Consider the following 15500-nt stretch of genomic DNA (forward strand, 5'->3'; position numbering starts at 1 on the left):
GATCGCTCCGGCGTCGGGTTCGGTGCTCGGTCAGTACTTGCGGTCGGCGAGCACGGCCTGGGCCGCCTCGGCGGAGTCGAACGCCTCGCTGGGGACGACGATGTACGACTCGACCTCTTCGCCGGCGAGAGCCTTCTCGACGACCTCGAGCGCGGTCTCACCGAACAGCGGGTTGTATTCGTGCACGTAGCTGAGCTGACCGTCGGCCAGCGCCTGCATGGCGTTCTTGGTGCCGTCGATCGTGGCGATCTTGACGTCCTCACCGACGACGAGGCCCGCCTCCTCGGCGGCCTGCGCGGCGCCGAGGCCCATCTCGTCGTTCTGCGCGAACACGAGCTGGATGTCGTTGTTCGAGGACTTCAGCATCGTCTCGAAGACGCTCTTGCCCTCTTCTGCCGACCAGTTCGCGGTCTGCGCGTCGAGCTTCGTGAGCGACGAGTCGCCCAGGCCCTCGTCGAAGCCCGTGTTGCGCTCGTTCACGACGCCGACACCGGCCGGGCCCTCGAGCACGACGTAGTTGCCGCCGTCGGGGAACGTGGCCGCAGCCCAGGTGCCGACCTCCTTGGCGACCTCGACGTTGTCGGGGGCGATGCGCGTGACGTAGAGGCTGTCGTCGTCTGGTTCGATGCCGCGGTCGAGCAGGATCACGGGGATCTCCGCCTCCTGCGCACGCTTGAGCGAGTCCTCCCAGCCGGAGGCCTCGGTGGCCGACAGCAGGATGACGTCGACGCCCTCGTCGACGAACGACGTGAAGGCGTCGATCTGCGACTTCTGGTCGAGGTTCGTGGCGGGGGCGTACTTGAGCTCGTATCCGGCGTCCTCCGTGAAGGTGTCCTGGATGTTCTGCTCGTTCGCCTCGCGCCATGCGCCTTCGGGGCCGACAGCCACGAAGCCGACGGTGGTGATCTCCTCTGAGCCGCCTCCGCCGTCGCCGCCCGAGTCGCCGGACGAGCAGGCCGCAAGGCCGATGGTGAGTGCGCCGACTGCTGCCAGGCCGAACGCGACGCGGATGCGCTTCTTCGCGGACATTTCTTCTCCTCTTTGAGATGCCGGCGGTCACTCCGGCGGTGGCGGACCAGTCATGGTCCTGACGTGATTGCAGGACAGCTGCTTCGCATGTCCTGCCGTGATGTTACCGGGAACAATTTCTGGAACACAAGACTTCGTTACCAAATCGCACCGATCACGGTCGGTGGATGTTGTTACCGATCACAGTTCCGCGCTGTGACTCAGCTCGGCGGCGATCATCTCGACCACCGTGTCGACGGTCACACCCGGACCGTTGCTGAGCTCGCCGATCTTCTCGCGGTCCTTCAGCACGACGATGCGATCGCTCAGCCGCACGACCTCTTCGAGCTCTGACGAGATGAACACGACGGCCACGCCGTCTCCGGCCAGCTGGCTGATGCGGCGCTGCACCTCGATCTTGGCCGCGATGTCGATCCCCCGAGTGGGCTCGTCGAGGATCAGCACGTGAGGGCGCACCGCCAGCGCTCGAGCGAGGAGCACCTTCTGCTGCGTTCCCCCCGACAGGAGACCGACCGGGCGGTCGAGGTCCGCAGGGTCGAGATGCAGCGCCTCGACGTACGTCTCCACGAGACCCCTCGACTCGGCGTGCGAGAGAGGACGAGTCCATCCGCGCAGCGCCTGCAGCGAGAGGATGATGTTCTCGCGGGCCGTGAGCTCGCCGATGATGCCCTGTGTACCCCGGTTCTCGGCCGACAGCGCGATGCGGTGCCGCAGCGCTGCCGAGGGGCTGCGCAGCTGCACACGTTCACCGTCGACCCAGAGCTCTCCGCTGTCGGTGCGCACCGATCCGCTGAGCAACGACGCGAGCTCGGTGCGCCCCGATCCCCGGAGGCCCGCGAGCCCCACGATCTCACCCCTCTGGATCTCGACGTCCATGCGCTCCAGCTCGCCGCGTCGACCCACACCGGACGCCTGCATGGCCGGCTCCCCGTCGTACGCGTAGTGATGAGCCTTGCGCTCCGAGCCGAGGGCCCTCAGGCTGTCGATGTCCTTGCCGAGCATCTTCGAGATCAGGTCGGCTCGGTCGAGGTCGCGCGTCGCGTATTCGCCCACCCGTCGCCCGCCGCGCAGCACCGTCATGCGGTCGCTGATCGCGAACGCCTGCTCGAGGAAGTGCGAGATGAACAGGATCGCGACGCCGCGTTGCCGCAGACCCCGGATGACCCGCATCAGAGTGGCGACCTCGGCGACATCGAGGCTCGAGGTGGGTTCGTCGAGGATCAGCACCCTTGGATCGTCGACGACCGCACGAGCGAGAGCGACCAGCTGCTTCTGCGCCGGTGTCAGCATCGACAGCGGCGTCTTCGGGTCGAGATCGTCGAGTCCCAGCCTGGCCAGCGCCTCGGCGGCATCCGCCCTGGTCCTGCGCCAGTCGATTCCGAATCGGCCCCGGCGCTCCCGCCCGAGCATCACGTTCTCGGCCACGCTGAGATTGGGGCTCAGCTGCGCCTCCTGGAACACCGTGGCGATGCCGGCCGCTCGACTGTCGGCGACTCCCGAGAACCGACGCGGCTCGCCGTCGACGACCACCGCGCCCTCGTCGGGAGAGAGCGTGCCGGTGATGACGGCGACGAGCGTCGACTTGCCGGCGGCGTTCTCGCCCATCACGGCATGCACCTCACCGGGGAGCAGACGGAAGTCCACGGCGTCGAGCGCGCGCACGCCCGGGAACTCGACCGTGATGCCCTCGAGCCTCACCACCGGCTCGGGACCACGGTCGGGAGTCACCGCACCTCCCTGGGCGCGGCCGACGATCCGCGGGCGACGAGCTCGGTCGGGATCCGGGTGAGCGCGGGGATGTCACGACCCTCGATGGCCGCGCGCAGCATCTCGACCACCGCGACGCCCAGTGCGCCGAAATCCTGGCGCACCGTCGTGAGCGGAGGGATGAAATGCCGAGCGAGCGGGATGTCGTCGAACCCGACCACGCTGAGGTCTCGCGGCACCTCGAAGCCCCTGTCGTGCAGCCCGTGGATCAGGCCCATCGCCATGTCGTCGTTGGCGGCGAAGATCGCCGTGTAATCCGGCAGCCGGGTGAGACCCTTCGCGAAGTCGTAGGCGAAGTCGGCCGACCAGTCTCCGACGACGATGGGCCGTTCACGGATGCCCCACGACTTGGCCCTCGTGTGAAAGGCGCGCTCTCTCGCTCTCGCATCGAGCCAGTCCAGCGGGCCGGAGAGGTGCAGTATGTCTCGGTGGCCGAGCGCGACGAGGTGATCGACCACAGACGTCGTGCCGGCGTGCTGGTCGATCGACACCGTGAGGAAGGTCGGATCGGCGTCGGCCTTGACCACGAGCATGGGTACGGTGATGGCGATGCGCCGCAGAGCGGCCACCGACGACGAACGTGGTGCGATCACGCACAGCGCATCGACCCCCTGCGTCACGAGGTGGTCGACCGCTTCCTGGGGAGACAGCGCATCGCCCTCGTGCAGCGCGATCGGTGTGACCGAGTACCCCGTGGCGCGCGCCGACAGCTCGACGGCCCGCAGGATGCTGGTCGGGCCATGCGCGACCGCGCTCTCGACGATCACGCCGATGCGCCGGGTGCGCTGGGTGGCGAGCGCCCTGGCCACGAGATTCGGGCGGTAGTCGAGCTCTTCGATCGCCTCGAGGACGCGGCGCTTCGTGTCGGGCTTGATGTTCGGGTGATCGTTGAGAACACGCGACACCGTCATGTGCGAGACGCCCGCGATGGTCGCGACCTGACGGATATTGGGCTTGTCTGAGCCGACGTTCGCCATGCACACCTCCGTCGGCCGAGCCTCGAAGAATGTTACCGAGAACAACCGGGGTGGTGCAATGGATCCCGCTACAGCCCCAGGCGCTCGAGGTACGGGTTCACGAGACGACGCTCGGGGTCGAAGCGACGCGCGAGGGCGGCGAAGTCATCCCACCGCGAGTAGCGCGAGCGCACCTCTGCGGCATCGAGAGTGAAGACCTTGCCCCAGTGCGGGCGGGCGGTCTCGGGCAGTGCCGCTTCGAGGGTGGGCAGGAACGCGCGCACGGCCGCCTCGTCGGGCTTCCAGGTGAAGTGGATGCCGACGGCATCGGTGCCCTGCGACGAGCTCAACCAGAGGTAGTCGGGGGCGACCGTGCGGATCTCGTTCACGAGCAGCAGCGGCGCGATCTGACCGGCGAGCGTGCGCACCGCCTGGATCGCGGCGACGGCGTCGGCGCGGGGCACGAGGTACTCGCTCTGGATCTCGGCGCCGGCCGACGGCGTGAACTCGAGCTTGAAGTGCGCGAGGCGCTCGAACCACGGTCCCGACTCGCCGAGCTGCTCGGTGCAGGCGACAGGATCGACGCCGATGATCGGATGCCGCTTGGCGGTCGCCGGCTCCGCCCCCAATCGGGCGAAGAGGTCGTCACGGGCGAGCTCCCGGGCCTCGGGCTGGCGCTGCTTGACCCAGATCTGGTCGGCGAAGTCGGTGTGCTCCCAGCGCGAGAAGATGCTGACGCTCGTGCCGATGCTCGTCACCTCGTCGAAGTCGGCGAGGATCGCATCCCACGACGGATGCTCGAACACGTGCTGCGCCACCTCGTAGGTGGGCTCGACATCGAGCGTGACGTCGACGACCGCACCCAGTGCACCGAGGCTGACGACCGCGCCGTCGAAGTCGTCGTCACCGCGGGCGAGGGTGCGCGTCTCCCCCGCCGGGGTGATGATCGTCAGCGCGCGCACCGCCGAGGCCAGCGAGCCGATGGCGTCGCCCGAGCCATGCGTGCCGGTCGCGACTGCGCCGGCGATCGAGATGTGGGGCAGCGAGGCGAGGTTGGCGAGCGCGAGTCCCTCGGCGTCGAGCAGCGGAGCGAGGTCGCCGTATCGCAGCCCGCCGGAGACGCGCACCGCGTCACGCGCATCGTTCACCTCGAACACGACGGGCAGCCGATCGAGGGCGATGAGCAGGCCGTCGGTGTCGGCGATGTCGTTGAAGCCGTGCCTCGATCCGAGGATGCGCACGGCTCCGCCCCGGGCGAGCAGATGCCGCAGCTCGTCGATCGAGCCCGGGTGCTCGACGGCGGATGCACGGTAGGTGAGGTTGCCTGCCCAGTTGCGTTCGATGGTCATCGGGCCATAGTAGCCAGCGAGTGCGGACATTCCGCGGCGCGGCGGGCTCGCGGGCGAGCCGGTGGATAGGCTGACCGGATGACAGCGATGCCGCCGCCGCGCGCGACGATGAAGGACGTCGCCGCACTCGCGGGCGTCTCACCCAAGACGGTCTCGAACGTCGTCACCGGCACCGTCGCCGTGCGCGAGGAGACCAAGCTCAGGGTCGAGGCCGCGATGACGCAGCTCGACTTCGTGCCGAACCTCAACGCCCGAGGACTCCGCAAGGGCCGCTCGGGCATCATCGCCGTCGCCCTGCCCGACCTCGCGACCGCATTCTCGGCCGAGCTCATGCACCGCATCGTCGACGCCGCGCATGATCGCGGCCTCGCCGTGCAGATCGAGGAGACCGCGACCGACCCCGAACGCGAGAGGGAGCTCGTCTCCCGGGCTCGCGCGCACCTGGTCGACGGACTGATCCTGAACCCCATCCGCCTCGAGGACAGCGTGCTGAAGTACGCCGACCGGCTGCCCCCTCTCGTCGTGCTCGGCGAGGTGGAGCAGAACAGGGCCGACCATGTGCGCATCGACAGCCGCCGAGCCGCGGCCGATGTGACCAGGCACGTGCTGTCTCGCGGAGCGACGCGCATCGCCGTGATCGGCGCCGACGACGACCCGTCGGTCGCGACCGCGACGGGCCGTCTACGACTCGAGGGCGTGCACGACGCACTTCGGGAGGCCGGCATCCCCCGTGACACCGCCTTGGAGATCAATCCGATGCCGTGGTCGATGACCGGCGGGGCGGATGGCGTGCAGACGCTGTTCCGACGGGGAGTGGCGTTCGACGCGATCATCGCCTTCACCGACTCGCTCGCGCTCGGCGCGCTCCACGCACTGCACGACCACGGCGTGAACGTGCCGGAAGACGTGATCGTGACGGGCTTCGACGACGTCGAGTTCTCGCGCTATACGTCTCCGTCGCTCACGACGCTCGCCTTCGACCGCCGCGCCTTCGCCGATGCGGCGCTCACCCTGCTCGAATCGCGCATGGACGACCGCTCCACCCCGCCGCGGTCGCTCACCCTGTCGCATCACCTGCTCGAGCGTGACAGCACACGGGGCCGCCCGCGCGGCCACCGCCCCTGACACGCACCCGCGGAGCGTTCTCCGCCCGTCGGCCCCGCGGCTCACGCGGGTTGCGGACTTCACTCTTGCGCGGCCGATTACATCGATGTAATGATGAGACCCGACCCCGCCCGCTGTCACGAAGGAGTGACGATGACGCCCCCGCTCGATCTGTCTCGGCGGCAGTTCCTGACTGCCGCCTCCGTCACGGCCGCCGCGGCGCTGCTCGCCGGCTGCGCCCCTGGCACCGTCCCCGGTTCGAACACCACGACGCTGCAGTTCTGGCATCTGCTCTCCGGAGGCGACGGCGTGACCATGTCGCAGCTGCTCGACGCCGCCAACGCGGCGCAGAGCGACTACCGCATCCGCCCCACGGTGCTCGCGTGGGGCACTCCGTACTACACGAAGCTCGCCATGGCGGGTGCCGGCGGCCGGGCCCCCGACGTCGCGATCATGCACGCGACGCGCACGGTCGGCTGGGCACCGGGTGGCCTGCTCGACACCTGGGACCTCGACCGACTCGCAGACCTCGGGGTCGACGCCTCGACGTTCCCGAAGCCGATCTGGGAGAAGGGCTTCGTCGGCGAGAACATGTACAGCATCGCGCTCGACGCGCATCCGTTCGTCGCGATGTTCAACACCGACATCTGCGATGCAGCCGGTGTGCTCGACAGCGACGGCCGACTGCAGGAGACCTCGTCTCCTGAGGAGTTCCTCGACCAGCTGCGAGCCATCGGCGGCAAAGCCGAGGGGCACGCGCTCTCGTACGGCTACCTCGGCGACGGCGCTCAGATGTGGCGTCTCTTCTACACGTTCTATTCGCAGCACGGCAGTGCGATGGAACTGCCGGCCGGCGGCAAGGCCGTGATCGACAAGGACGCCGCTGTCGCGTCTCTGACCCTCATGCGCACCCTTCTCGACGGAGAGATCGCCCTCGCCCAGGCCGACTACGGCAGCGCGGTGGCCGAGTTCGCCACCGGCAAGAGCGGGATGCTGTTCACCGGCGTCTGGGAGCTGCGCACCATGCAGGCGGCCGAACTGCCCCTGGATGCCACCATGATCCCCACGCTGTTCGGCACGCCCGCGGTCTATGCCGACTCGCACTCGTTCGTGCTGCCGCATCAGACCAATGCCGATCCCGCGAAGCGCGACCTGACCTACCGGTTCGTCGCCGACATGCTCAAGGGCTCGTTCGGGTGGGCCGAGGCCGGGCACATCCCCGCGTTCCTCCCGGTCACCGAATCGCCCGAGTACGCCGACCTCATTCCCCAGGCCAACTACGCCGCGGCCGCGCAGCACGTCGTCTACGACCCCACCGCGTGGTTCACCGGCTCAGGGTCGAGCTTCCAGGGCGAGTTCGGCGCCGCCGTGCAGGGGGTGCTGCTCTCGGGCGACGATCCCGCGGCGGCCATCGACCGGTTCGAGGCCCGGGTGAACACACTCCTCCGACAGCCCAACCCGGCCGACCCCGAGGGGAAGTTCGCATCATGACCACCGCGACGGACTCCACGCGCACCATCGTCACCGGCTCGAAGTCGGCCTTGCCCGCTCGACGCGCCGGCTCCTCCCGCAACCGCGAGCAGCTCATCAGCTGGGCGTTCCTCGCGCCCTTCCTCCTCGCGTTCGTGCTGTTCCTCGCGTGGCCGATCGTGCACGGCATCATCCTCAGCTTCACCGACCAGTCGCTCACCGGGGCAGGCGGTTCCTTCATCGGCTTCGCGAACTACGCCGAGGCGCTCGCCGACCCCAAGATGTGGCAGTCGATGGGCAACACGGTGTGGTTCACACTGCTGTCGACCGTGCCGCTCGTCGTGATCGCACTGCTCATGGCCGCTCTCGTCGACCGCGGCCTTCCCGGCCAGTGGCTGTGGCGGCTGTCGTTCTTCATGCCCTATCTGCTCGCCTCGACCGTGATCTCGCAGATCTGGGTCTGGATCTTCAACCCGCAGATCGGCGCGGCCAACAACATCCTCGAGTTCTTCGGCCTCGAGCCGCTCGCCTGGCTGCAGAACCCCGACACCAACATGCTGTCGATCGTCATCGCCACCATCTGGTGGACGGTCGGATTCAACTTCCTGCTCTATCTCGCCGCGATGCAGAACATCCCGCCGCAGCAGTACGAGGCCGCATCGCTCGACGGCGCGGGCCCGTGGCGGCAGTTCTGGTCGATCACGCTCCCCCAGCTGGGACCGGCGACCGTGCTGATCCTGATCCTGCAGATCCTGGCATCGCTGAAGCTGTTCGATCAGGCGTACCAGATGCTCGGCGGCGTCGCGAGCGACACCACCCGCTCGATCGTCCAGTACATCTACGAGGCCGGCTTCGTCAGCTACCGATTCGGCTACTCGGCCGCGATCTCCTACGTGTTCTTCGCTCTCATCGTCATCATCGGCGTCGCGCAGGCTCTGATCATGCGCCGCCGGAAGGAGTCGCAGCTGTGATGTCCACCGCCACACTCACCGAGACCATCACCACCGCCAAGCCGGCGCGAGCCCGCCGCTCGCACCTGCCAGGTCAGAAGCCGTTCGGTGCGCTGCGCATCAGCGCCCTCGTCGTCCTGATCATCCTCGCGATCGGCTGGCTGCTGCCGTTCCTCTGGGCGGTCGCGACCGCCTTCAAGACCGAGACGGATGCCGCCAGCGGCGACCCGTCGTGGATCGGCGCCTCGGGCCCGACCGTCGAGGCCTTCGCGGCGATCCTGTCGCAGGGCAACGTCTACACCTGGGCGTTCAACAGCCTCTGGACGTCGGTCGCGGTGACCCTGATCACCCTGACGATCTCGGCACTGGCTGCCTACGCGTTCTCACGGCTCGACTTCACGGGCCGCAAGTGGCTGTTCGTCGTCATCATCGCCTCCATCGTCGTGCCGCCGCAGGTGCTGATCATCCCGCTGTTCTACGAGATGCTCGCGTTCAACATGATCGACACCTACTGGGGTCTGATCCTGCCGCAGGTCGTCGCCCCGGCGATGGTGTTCATCCTCAAGCGCTTCTTCGACGCGATCCCGATCGAGCTCGAAGACGCGGCCCGCGTCGACGGCGCCAGCCGCCTGCGCATCTTCTGGTCGATCGTGCTGCCGCTCTCGCGGCCGATCCTGGCATCCGTCGCGATCTTCGTCTTCATCGGCGCGTGGAACAACTTCCTCTGGCCGTTCCTCGTCATCAACGACACCACTTTGATGACGCTGCCGGTCGGCCTGCAGACGGTGATCAGCGCCTACGGCGTGCAGTACGCGCAAGTCATGGCGCAGGCCGTGCTCGCCGCGCTGCCGCTGATCATCGTGTTCATCATCTTCCAGAAGCAGATCGTCAAGGGAGTCGCGACCAGCGGCTTCGGCGGTCAATAGTCCCCACCGATCCTCATCGTCGGTCGTTCAGCGAGGAGCTCAGCGACGGGACGAAACGCCTCACCCCGGCCCACTCACAAGGAGAGCAATGTCTCAGGCCCGCATCACCATCGATCGCGACTTCACCATCGCCGACGTCCCCCGAAGGCTCTTCGGGTCATTCGTCGAGCACATGGGGCGCTGCGTGTACACCGGCATCTACGAGCCGGGCCACCCGCAGGCCGACGAGCGCGGCTTCCGTCAGGACGTGCTCGCCCTGGTGAAGGAGATGGGACCGACCGTCGTCCGGTATCCCGGGGGCAACTTCGTCTCCGGCTACCGCTGGGAAGACGGGGTGGGCCCGGTCGAAGACCGCCCCGTGCGCATCGACGGCGCCTGGCACACCATCGAGACCAACGCGTTCGGGCTGCACGAGTTCATGGATTGGGCGAAGGAGGCCGACGTCGAGGTCATGGAGGCGATCAACCTCGGCACCCGCGGCGTCGAAGAGGCTCGCTCGCTCGTCGAGTACGCGAACCACCCGAGCGGCACCTACTGGTCGGACCTGCGTCGCAGGAACGGCGCCGAGAAGCCGTTCGACATCAAGCTGTGGTGCCTGGGCAACGAGCTCGACGGCCCGTGGCAGATCGGCGGCAAGACCGCGACCGAGTACGGACGCCTCGCGCAGGAGTCGGCCAAGGCCATGAAGCTGGTCGACCCGACGATCGAGCTCGTCGCGGTCGGCTCGTCTGCGCGGTCGATGCCGACGTTCGGCACATGGGAGCACACGGTGCTCACGCACGCCTACGACGAGGTCGACTTCGTCTCGATGCATGCCTACTACCAGGAGCACGACGGCGACGCCGAGTCGTTCCTCGCCGAGTCGGTCGACATGGATGCGTTCATCGACGGTGTCATCGCGACGATCGACGCCGTGAAGGCCGCGGGCAAGCACACCAAGCAGGTCGACATCTCGTTCGACGAGTGGAACGTGTGGGACCAGGTGAAGTACAACGACGTCGAGGCCGGCGAGGTCGCGAAGTCGGGCTGGCGGGAGCACCCGCGTCTGATCGAGGACACGTACAACGTGACGGATGCCGTCGTCGTGGGCACGCTGCTCAACAGCCTGCTGCGCCACGGCGACCGCGTGAAGATCGCCAACCAGGCGCAGCTCGTCAACGTGATCGCGCCGATCCGCTCGGAGGAGAACGGTCCGGCCTGGCGTCAGACGAGCTTCTGGCCGTTCGAGCGCATGGCTCGCCTCGCGAAGGGTCGCATCCTGCGCCTCGCGGTGTCGGCACCGCAGATCGAGACGAAGCGCTACGGCGGCGTCGACGCGGTCGATGCGGCAGCGACGTGGGATGAGGAGACCGGACGCGTCGTCGTCTTCGTCGCGAACCGCTCGCTCGACGAGGAGAGCGACCTGACCGTCGAGCTGCGCGGTCTCACGGGGCTCCGCGTCGTGAACGCCGAGACGCTGACGATCCCCGAGGGCGGCGACCGCCGCACCGCGAACCTCGAGACCACGCAGGATGCCGTGCACATGGTGCCGCTCGCAGCCGCAGAGGTCGTCGACGGCGCGGTGCGCGCGACGCTCCCGCCGCTGTCGTGGTCGGTGATCGAACTCGCCTGAGGCTCGCCTCGACAGAAGAAGGCCCGGCATCGGATTCCGATGCCGGGCCTCCTGCTGTGGTCACGGCATCCGCTCGTCGGTGCATGCGGCACCCCGCAGACTGCGGCGCCGTGGAGACGGCGGCGTCCCGGAGATGCGAAGAAGCCCGGCATCTTTCGATACCGGGCTTCTCGGCGAGGGGTTCGCGGCCGGGGCCGGTCACACCCTCAGGAGGTGATCAGCGTGTCAGCTCTCGATGAGCTGGCGACGACGGAAGACCAGCAGCAGTCCACCCGACAGCAGCGCGAGCGCGATGGCTGCGGCGGAGAGCGGGACGAGCAGGTCGGCACCGGTCACGGCGAGTCCACCGTCACCGGGTGCCGCTGCACCGCCACCACCGGCGACCGGGGCGGCGAGAACAGCGAACGACAGGTCGGTCGGATCCGACGAGACGCCGTCGATGGCCTGCGTGGCCGAGACCGTGTATGACCCCGACTCGAGCGCCGCGCCGAAGTCGACGCTCCATGCGCCGTCCTCGACCGTGGCCGTGAAGGTGCCGCTCGCGGCGGCGAAGGCGCCCGCGAGGGCCGCCGTGTTCGCCGACGTCGGCTCAGCGCCGTTGAGCTTCACCGTGACGGTCGCGCCATCGATGCCCGTGCCGGCGAGCCCGGAGGGACCGTCGTTGTGGGCGAACTCCGCGCCGTTCGTGACCGAGGTCACGGCCGGCGAGACGGGGACGACCGAGAACGTCGAGGTGGCCTCAGGCGAGACCTCTTCGTCGCGGGTCTGCGTCACGACGATGCTGTAGTCAAGGCCGTACTCGAAGGAGAGCCCGTCGACGGTCCAGGAACCGTCTCCGGCGACCTCGGTCGTGCCGAGCACATCATCGGTCTTCGCGTCGGTCACCGTGATGGTGGTCGTCGGCAGGCCGGTGCCGCTGACCTCGGTGACGGTCTCGTTGACCCTCGAGTCGTTAGCCGGCGAGGTGATGACCGGTGCGACGAGCGGAGCCGGCACGACGGTCACGTCGATCGTCGTGCTGTCCGAGGTGCTGAGGCCGTTGCGCGCGGTGACCGTGATGGTCTGTGCACCGAGTTCGACGGGTCCGACGAACGAGAAGGCGCCGTCCGTGACGGCGACCGTCTGGTCTGCGCCGAAGCCGCTGACCGTGACCTCGGTCGCTCCGGGAGCGGTTCCGGTGACCGTCGTTCCGGGCTGCACCTCTGCGCCATCGGTCGGGCTGGTGATGACCGGCGCGTCGATGTCGAGTGCGACCTCGTAGCCGCCGGTCTTGGGAAGTGCCGCGGTGAGCGATGCAGACCAGGTCCACTGCTCGACGCCAGGTTCGGCCTCGATACCACCGGAGATCAGTCCGACCGCGGTATTGCCCTGGATGACAGCTCCACCCGAGTCGCCGGGGCCGGCCTCGGTGTTGCTCGAGAAGCCCTGCACCCAGCGGTCCTCGATCTGCGCCCAGCCGTCGATGATGTGGTTTCCGTTGATCGCACCCACCGTGTAGCCGGTCGTGCGACCGCTCTTCGCGACAGGGCCGGGAACAGCCGCACCGACAGCCTTGACCGCGTATCCGCTTTCTGCGAGCGAGTCGTAAGCCTCGGTGGCCGTGGTCCAGTCGGTGACGAACGGCAGCGGGTTGGTACCAGGAACGACATCGATCACCGAGATGTCGGTCGCGTTCGTGTCGCCGTCCGAGCCCGGCGCATTGTCCGTGCTGCCGAACTGAGCGAACCCGAAGGTGCCGAGGACCTCGGGCGTCGCGGGCAGGTCGTCGTTGCCGCCGGCTGCGGGCTGCTCGCTCGGGACGCTCCAGAGGGTTCCCGCCATCGGGCGGTTGGTGTCATCGAACGCGCAGTGCCCTGCGCTGAGCAGCGCAGGCGTACGGTCGGGGCTCCATGCGGCGAATCCGACGGAGCAGTTGTAGAGGCGGTCGTCCTGGTCGACGATCAGGTATCCCTGTCCACCGACGATGTCACCCTCGGCGAACGCTTGCGGAGTGCCTCCGAGCGCCACGACGCTAGACGCCGGGACTTGGGCTTCTGCGGCGAAGGCCTCGATGGACGCGTCATCAGTCGCGCCGTCTTCGGAGACGAGCGTGATCTCCTGCCCTTCAGCGGTCGTGCCACTGGCCACGAACTCGACACCGTGGTCGGCAGCCGTGTCGGCGAGCTTGACGAGGTCGGCCGGCGGAGCATCCTCTACGGGTGCGTCCTCGACCGGCGCATTCGTCTCCGACGTCGCGGTCGAAGAGGGAGTCGGGGTCGGCTCTGCGCCATCCTCGGCGTAAGCCGGTCCCGCAACGAGCAGGCCCGAGAGGGCGATCGTCGTCGCGGCGGTCAACGCGAGTGCGCGCCGCCCTGTCACTCTGTGCTTCATGTGATGTATGTCCTTGCTGGTCACGGATCGTCAGTCAGTTTCATATCCGGCGGTGTGCGATGCACACAGAACCGGTCGCCTCCCGGTGGAGGCGTGAACTGCGACGCTGGCCCCCCGACAAGCAGGATCCTGTCCGTCGGAACGAACAGGATCTCTAGAACAGTACCCAGTAAATCCACAGAATGGGGAAATTGTTTACCGGAATTTCACCCCTTGACCTGGACGTCCTCTGTGCGATAGACGCGCACGCGCTCCCTCCTCCGACCCGGCGAACCCGTCGGCCCCGGCCGGATCGAGAATGCGATCGCATTCGCAGGCGGCACCGTTAGCATGGCCAGCATGAGCACCCACCGCAGAGCACGAAACCTCGTCGGCCTCGCGATTCTGGGAGCCTTCGCGCTGATGGGCGCGGCCTGCGCGACGGGGGCACCGGGTGGCGCACCCACCTCGAGCAGCGACGACGACGCCGTCATCGAGAAGCTCGTCGGGCTCTGGGGCGAGGATGCGAAGGGCCAGCCGCACCTCGAGTTCGCCGCCGACGGAACGGTGCACGGCAGCGATGGATGCAACGGCATCACGACGACCTACTCGGTGAACGGCGACCGCGTCGACCTCGCCCGGTTCGCATCGACTCTCAAGGCCTGCCCCGGGGTCGACGACTGGATGCGCGGCATCCGCGCGGTCGAGATCGACGGAGACGTCCTGGTGATCAAGGATGCGTCCGGCGCCGAGCTGGGAAACCTCGCCCGGGCGAGCTGATCACCACCGCCGCGGCGAGCGCGGCATCCGACGAGCACCCGACCCGGGTGCTGACCCGGGCCGGTGCCCTGCTCAGTCCTCGATGTGACGCTCGTCGACGCCGTCATAGAGCGACAGCGGGCGGATCAGCGCGTTCGCTCCGGCCTGCTCGATCACGTGCGCCGTCCACCCGGTCACGCGCGCCGCGACGAACAGCGGCGTGAACGTGAGGGTGTCGAAGCCGATGAGGTTGTAGGCAGGGCCCGACGGATAGTCGAGGTTCGGGTAGATGCCCTTGCGCGCGACGAACTCCGACTCGAGCGCGTCGTACAGCTCGGCCACCTCGGGGCGGTCGTAGTGCTCGACGAGAGTGTCGAGAGCGGCCTTCATGGTGGGCACACGCGAGTCGCCGCTCTTGTAGACGCGATGACCGAAGCCCATGATCTTGCGCTTCTCGGCCAGGGCGTCGTCGAGCCAGGGCACGACGTTCGATGCCTCGCCGATCTCGTCGAAGATGTGCAGCACGGCCTCGTTGGCACCGCCGTGCAGCGGGCCCTTGAGCGCGCCGATCGCTCCGACCACGGCTGAGTAGAGGTCACTGAGGGTCGAGGTGATCACGCGGGCTGTGAACGTCGAGGCGTTGAACGAGTGCTCGGCATACAGGATCATCGAGCGGTTGAACGCATCGATGACCACCGGATCGGGCTCCTCACCGAACGTCATCCAGAGGAAGTTCGCCGAGTAGTCGAGGTCGGAGCGGGGCTCGATGAGCTGTTCGCCGCGGCGGCGACGCTGACCGTAGGCGACGATCGCCGGCAGGGCCGCGAACAGACGGATGCTGCGCTCGAGGTTCTGCTCGGGGCTGCCGCCGGCATCCAGCACCGATCCACCCGCGTTCGGGTCAGAGGCGCCGATCAGGCTGACCGCCGTGCGCACCTCGTCCATCGGGTGCGCCTCGACGGGCACCAGGTCGATCGCCGCCTTGACGTTGTCGGCGAGCGCGCGGTGCTCACGCTCCGTCGCGCGGAACGCTGCCAGCTGTTCGGCATCCGGCAGCTCTCCATGCCAGAGCAGGTACGCGACCGCCTCGAAGGGCTGCGTCGCCGCCAGCTCCTGCACGGGGTAGCCGCGGTAGAGCAGGCTGTTCGTCTCGGGGTTGACCTTCGAGATCGCGGTCGTGTCGACGACGACCCCGGCGAGGCCCTTCTTGATGTCCGGCTCGGTCATGC

12 protein-coding genes are annotated in these 15500 nt (G+C 68.1%); 6 read left to right on the forward strand and 6 right to left on the reverse strand.

Annotated elements, in window-relative coordinates; genetic code table 11:
* Positions 1-30: 30 nt before the first annotated feature.
* From ASF87_RS04175 to ASF87_RS04190, 4 genes are all read right to left on the reverse strand, one after another.
* Positions 31-1029, reverse strand: coding sequence for a substrate-binding domain-containing protein (locus tag ASF87_RS04175; protein WP_042541404.1), 999 nt, complete (start codon positions 1027-1029; stop codon positions 31-33).
* A 180-nt stretch (positions 1030-1209) separates the two neighbouring features.
* On the reverse strand, positions 1210-2757 hold the full coding sequence (locus tag ASF87_RS04180; RefSeq protein ID WP_056374391.1) for a sugar ABC transporter ATP-binding protein: 1548 nt from the start codon (positions 2755-2757) through the stop codon (positions 1210-1212).
* Positions 2754-3773 carry a LacI family DNA-binding transcriptional regulator gene (locus tag ASF87_RS04185; protein WP_042541402.1) on the reverse strand — a complete coding sequence of 340 codons (1020 nt, stop codon included), beginning with the start codon at positions 3771-3773 and terminating at the stop codon, positions 2754-2756. The genes ASF87_RS04180 and ASF87_RS04185 overlap by 4 nt, the downstream gene beginning before the upstream one ends.
* A gap of 68 nt (positions 3774-3841) precedes the next feature.
* A complete protein-coding gene (locus ASF87_RS04190; RefSeq protein ID WP_056374393.1) occupies positions 3842-5101 on the reverse strand; it encodes an FAD-binding protein in 1260 nt (419 codons plus the stop codon).
* Positions 5102-5179: 78 nt separating this feature from the next.
* On the opposite strand from ASF87_RS04190, the gene ASF87_RS04195 reads away from it, so the two are divergent.
* The 5 genes from ASF87_RS04195 (at position 5180) to arfA (ending at position 11163) form a co-directional block, all read left to right on the forward strand.
* Positions 5180-6226 (forward strand): LacI family DNA-binding transcriptional regulator, encoded by a 1047-nt coding sequence (locus ASF87_RS04195; RefSeq protein WP_056374395.1) that lies wholly within the window; start codon positions 5180-5182, stop codon positions 6224-6226.
* Positions 6227-6358: 132 nt separating this feature from the next.
* Positions 6359-7696 (forward strand): extracellular solute-binding protein, encoded by a 1338-nt coding sequence (locus ASF87_RS04200; protein WP_056376328.1) that lies wholly within the window; start codon positions 6359-6361, stop codon positions 7694-7696.
* A complete protein-coding gene (locus ASF87_RS04205; protein ID WP_042541399.1) occupies positions 7693-8646 on the forward strand; it encodes a carbohydrate ABC transporter permease in 954 nt (317 codons plus the stop codon). The genes ASF87_RS04200 and ASF87_RS04205 overlap by 4 nt, the downstream gene beginning before the upstream one ends.
* Positions 8646-9551, forward strand: coding sequence for a carbohydrate ABC transporter permease (locus ASF87_RS04210; protein ID WP_042541398.1), 906 nt, complete (start codon positions 8646-8648; stop codon positions 9549-9551). The genes ASF87_RS04205 and ASF87_RS04210 overlap by 1 nt, the downstream gene beginning before the upstream one ends.
* Positions 9552-9639: 88 nt before the next feature.
* Positions 9640-11163 (forward strand): arabinosylfuranosidase ArfA, encoded by a 1524-nt coding sequence (arfA, locus tag ASF87_RS04215; RefSeq protein ID WP_056374397.1) that lies wholly within the window; start codon positions 9640-9642, stop codon positions 11161-11163.
* Between the two features lie 225 nt (positions 11164-11388).
* Here arfA and ASF87_RS04220 read toward each other — a convergent pair whose 3' ends face one another.
* The gene (locus ASF87_RS04220; protein ID WP_056374399.1) at positions 11389-13533 is read right to left on the reverse strand and encodes a S1 family peptidase; all 2145 of its coding nucleotides are present in this window, start codon (positions 13531-13533) and stop codon (positions 11389-11391) included.
* 339 nt (positions 13534-13872) lie between these two features.
* Between ASF87_RS04220 and ASF87_RS04225 the strand changes: the two genes are divergently transcribed.
* On the forward strand, positions 13873-14292 hold the full coding sequence (locus ASF87_RS04225) for an META domain-containing protein (RefSeq protein ID WP_162238671.1): 420 nt from the start codon (positions 13873-13875) through the stop codon (positions 14290-14292).
* 72 nt (positions 14293-14364) lie between these two features.
* Here ASF87_RS04225 and ASF87_RS04230 read toward each other — a convergent pair whose 3' ends face one another.
* The gene (locus ASF87_RS04230) at positions 14365-15498 is read right to left on the reverse strand and encodes a bifunctional 2-methylcitrate synthase/citrate synthase (RefSeq protein WP_056374403.1); all 1134 of its coding nucleotides are present in this window, start codon (positions 15496-15498) and stop codon (positions 14365-14367) included.
* Between the last annotated feature and the right edge of the window lie 2 nt (positions 15499-15500).

This window comes from Microbacterium sp. Leaf161, from assembly GCF_001423645.1.
GTDB classification, from domain to species: Bacteria; Actinomycetota; Actinomycetes; order Actinomycetales; family Microbacteriaceae; genus Microbacterium; species Microbacterium forte.

What these genes read in the sequence shown, in the direction of transcription:
- ASF87_RS04175 (WP_042541404.1), bottom strand. Translation starts at nt 1,029, where the DNA reads ATGTCCGCGAAGAAGCGCATCCGCGTCGCGTTCGGCCTGGCAGCAGTC.
- ASF87_RS04185 (WP_042541402.1), bottom strand. Translation starts at nt 3,773, where the DNA reads ATGGCGAACGTCGGCTCAGACAAGCCCAATATCCGTCAGGTCGCGACC.
- ASF87_RS04190 (WP_056374393.1), bottom strand. Translation starts at nt 5,101, where the DNA reads ATGACCATCGAACGCAACTGGGCAGGCAACCTCACCTACCGTGCATCC.
- ASF87_RS04195 (WP_056374395.1), top strand. Translation starts at nt 5,180, where the DNA reads ATGACAGCGATGCCGCCGCCGCGCGCGACGATGAAGGACGTCGCCGCA.
- ASF87_RS04200 (WP_056376328.1), top strand. Translation starts at nt 6,359, where the DNA reads ATGACGCCCCCGCTCGATCTGTCTCGGCGGCAGTTCCTGACTGCCGCC.
- ASF87_RS04205 (WP_042541399.1), top strand. Translation starts at nt 7,693, where the DNA reads ATGACCACCGCGACGGACTCCACGCGCACCATCGTCACCGGCTCGAAG.
- ASF87_RS04210 (WP_042541398.1), top strand. Translation starts at nt 8,646, where the DNA reads ATGTCCACCGCCACACTCACCGAGACCATCACCACCGCCAAGCCGGCG.
- arfA (WP_056374397.1), top strand. Translation starts at nt 9,640, where the DNA reads ATGTCTCAGGCCCGCATCACCATCGATCGCGACTTCACCATCGCCGAC.
- ASF87_RS04220 (WP_056374399.1), bottom strand. Translation starts at nt 13,533, where the DNA reads ATGAAGCACAGAGTGACAGGGCGGCGCGCACTCGCGTTGACCGCCGCG.
- ASF87_RS04225 (WP_162238671.1), top strand. Translation starts at nt 13,873, where the DNA reads ATGAGCACCCACCGCAGAGCACGAAACCTCGTCGGCCTCGCGATTCTG.
- ASF87_RS04230 (WP_056374403.1), bottom strand. Translation starts at nt 15,498, where the DNA reads ATGACCGAGCCGGACATCAAGAAGGGCCTCGCCGGGGTCGTCGTCGAC.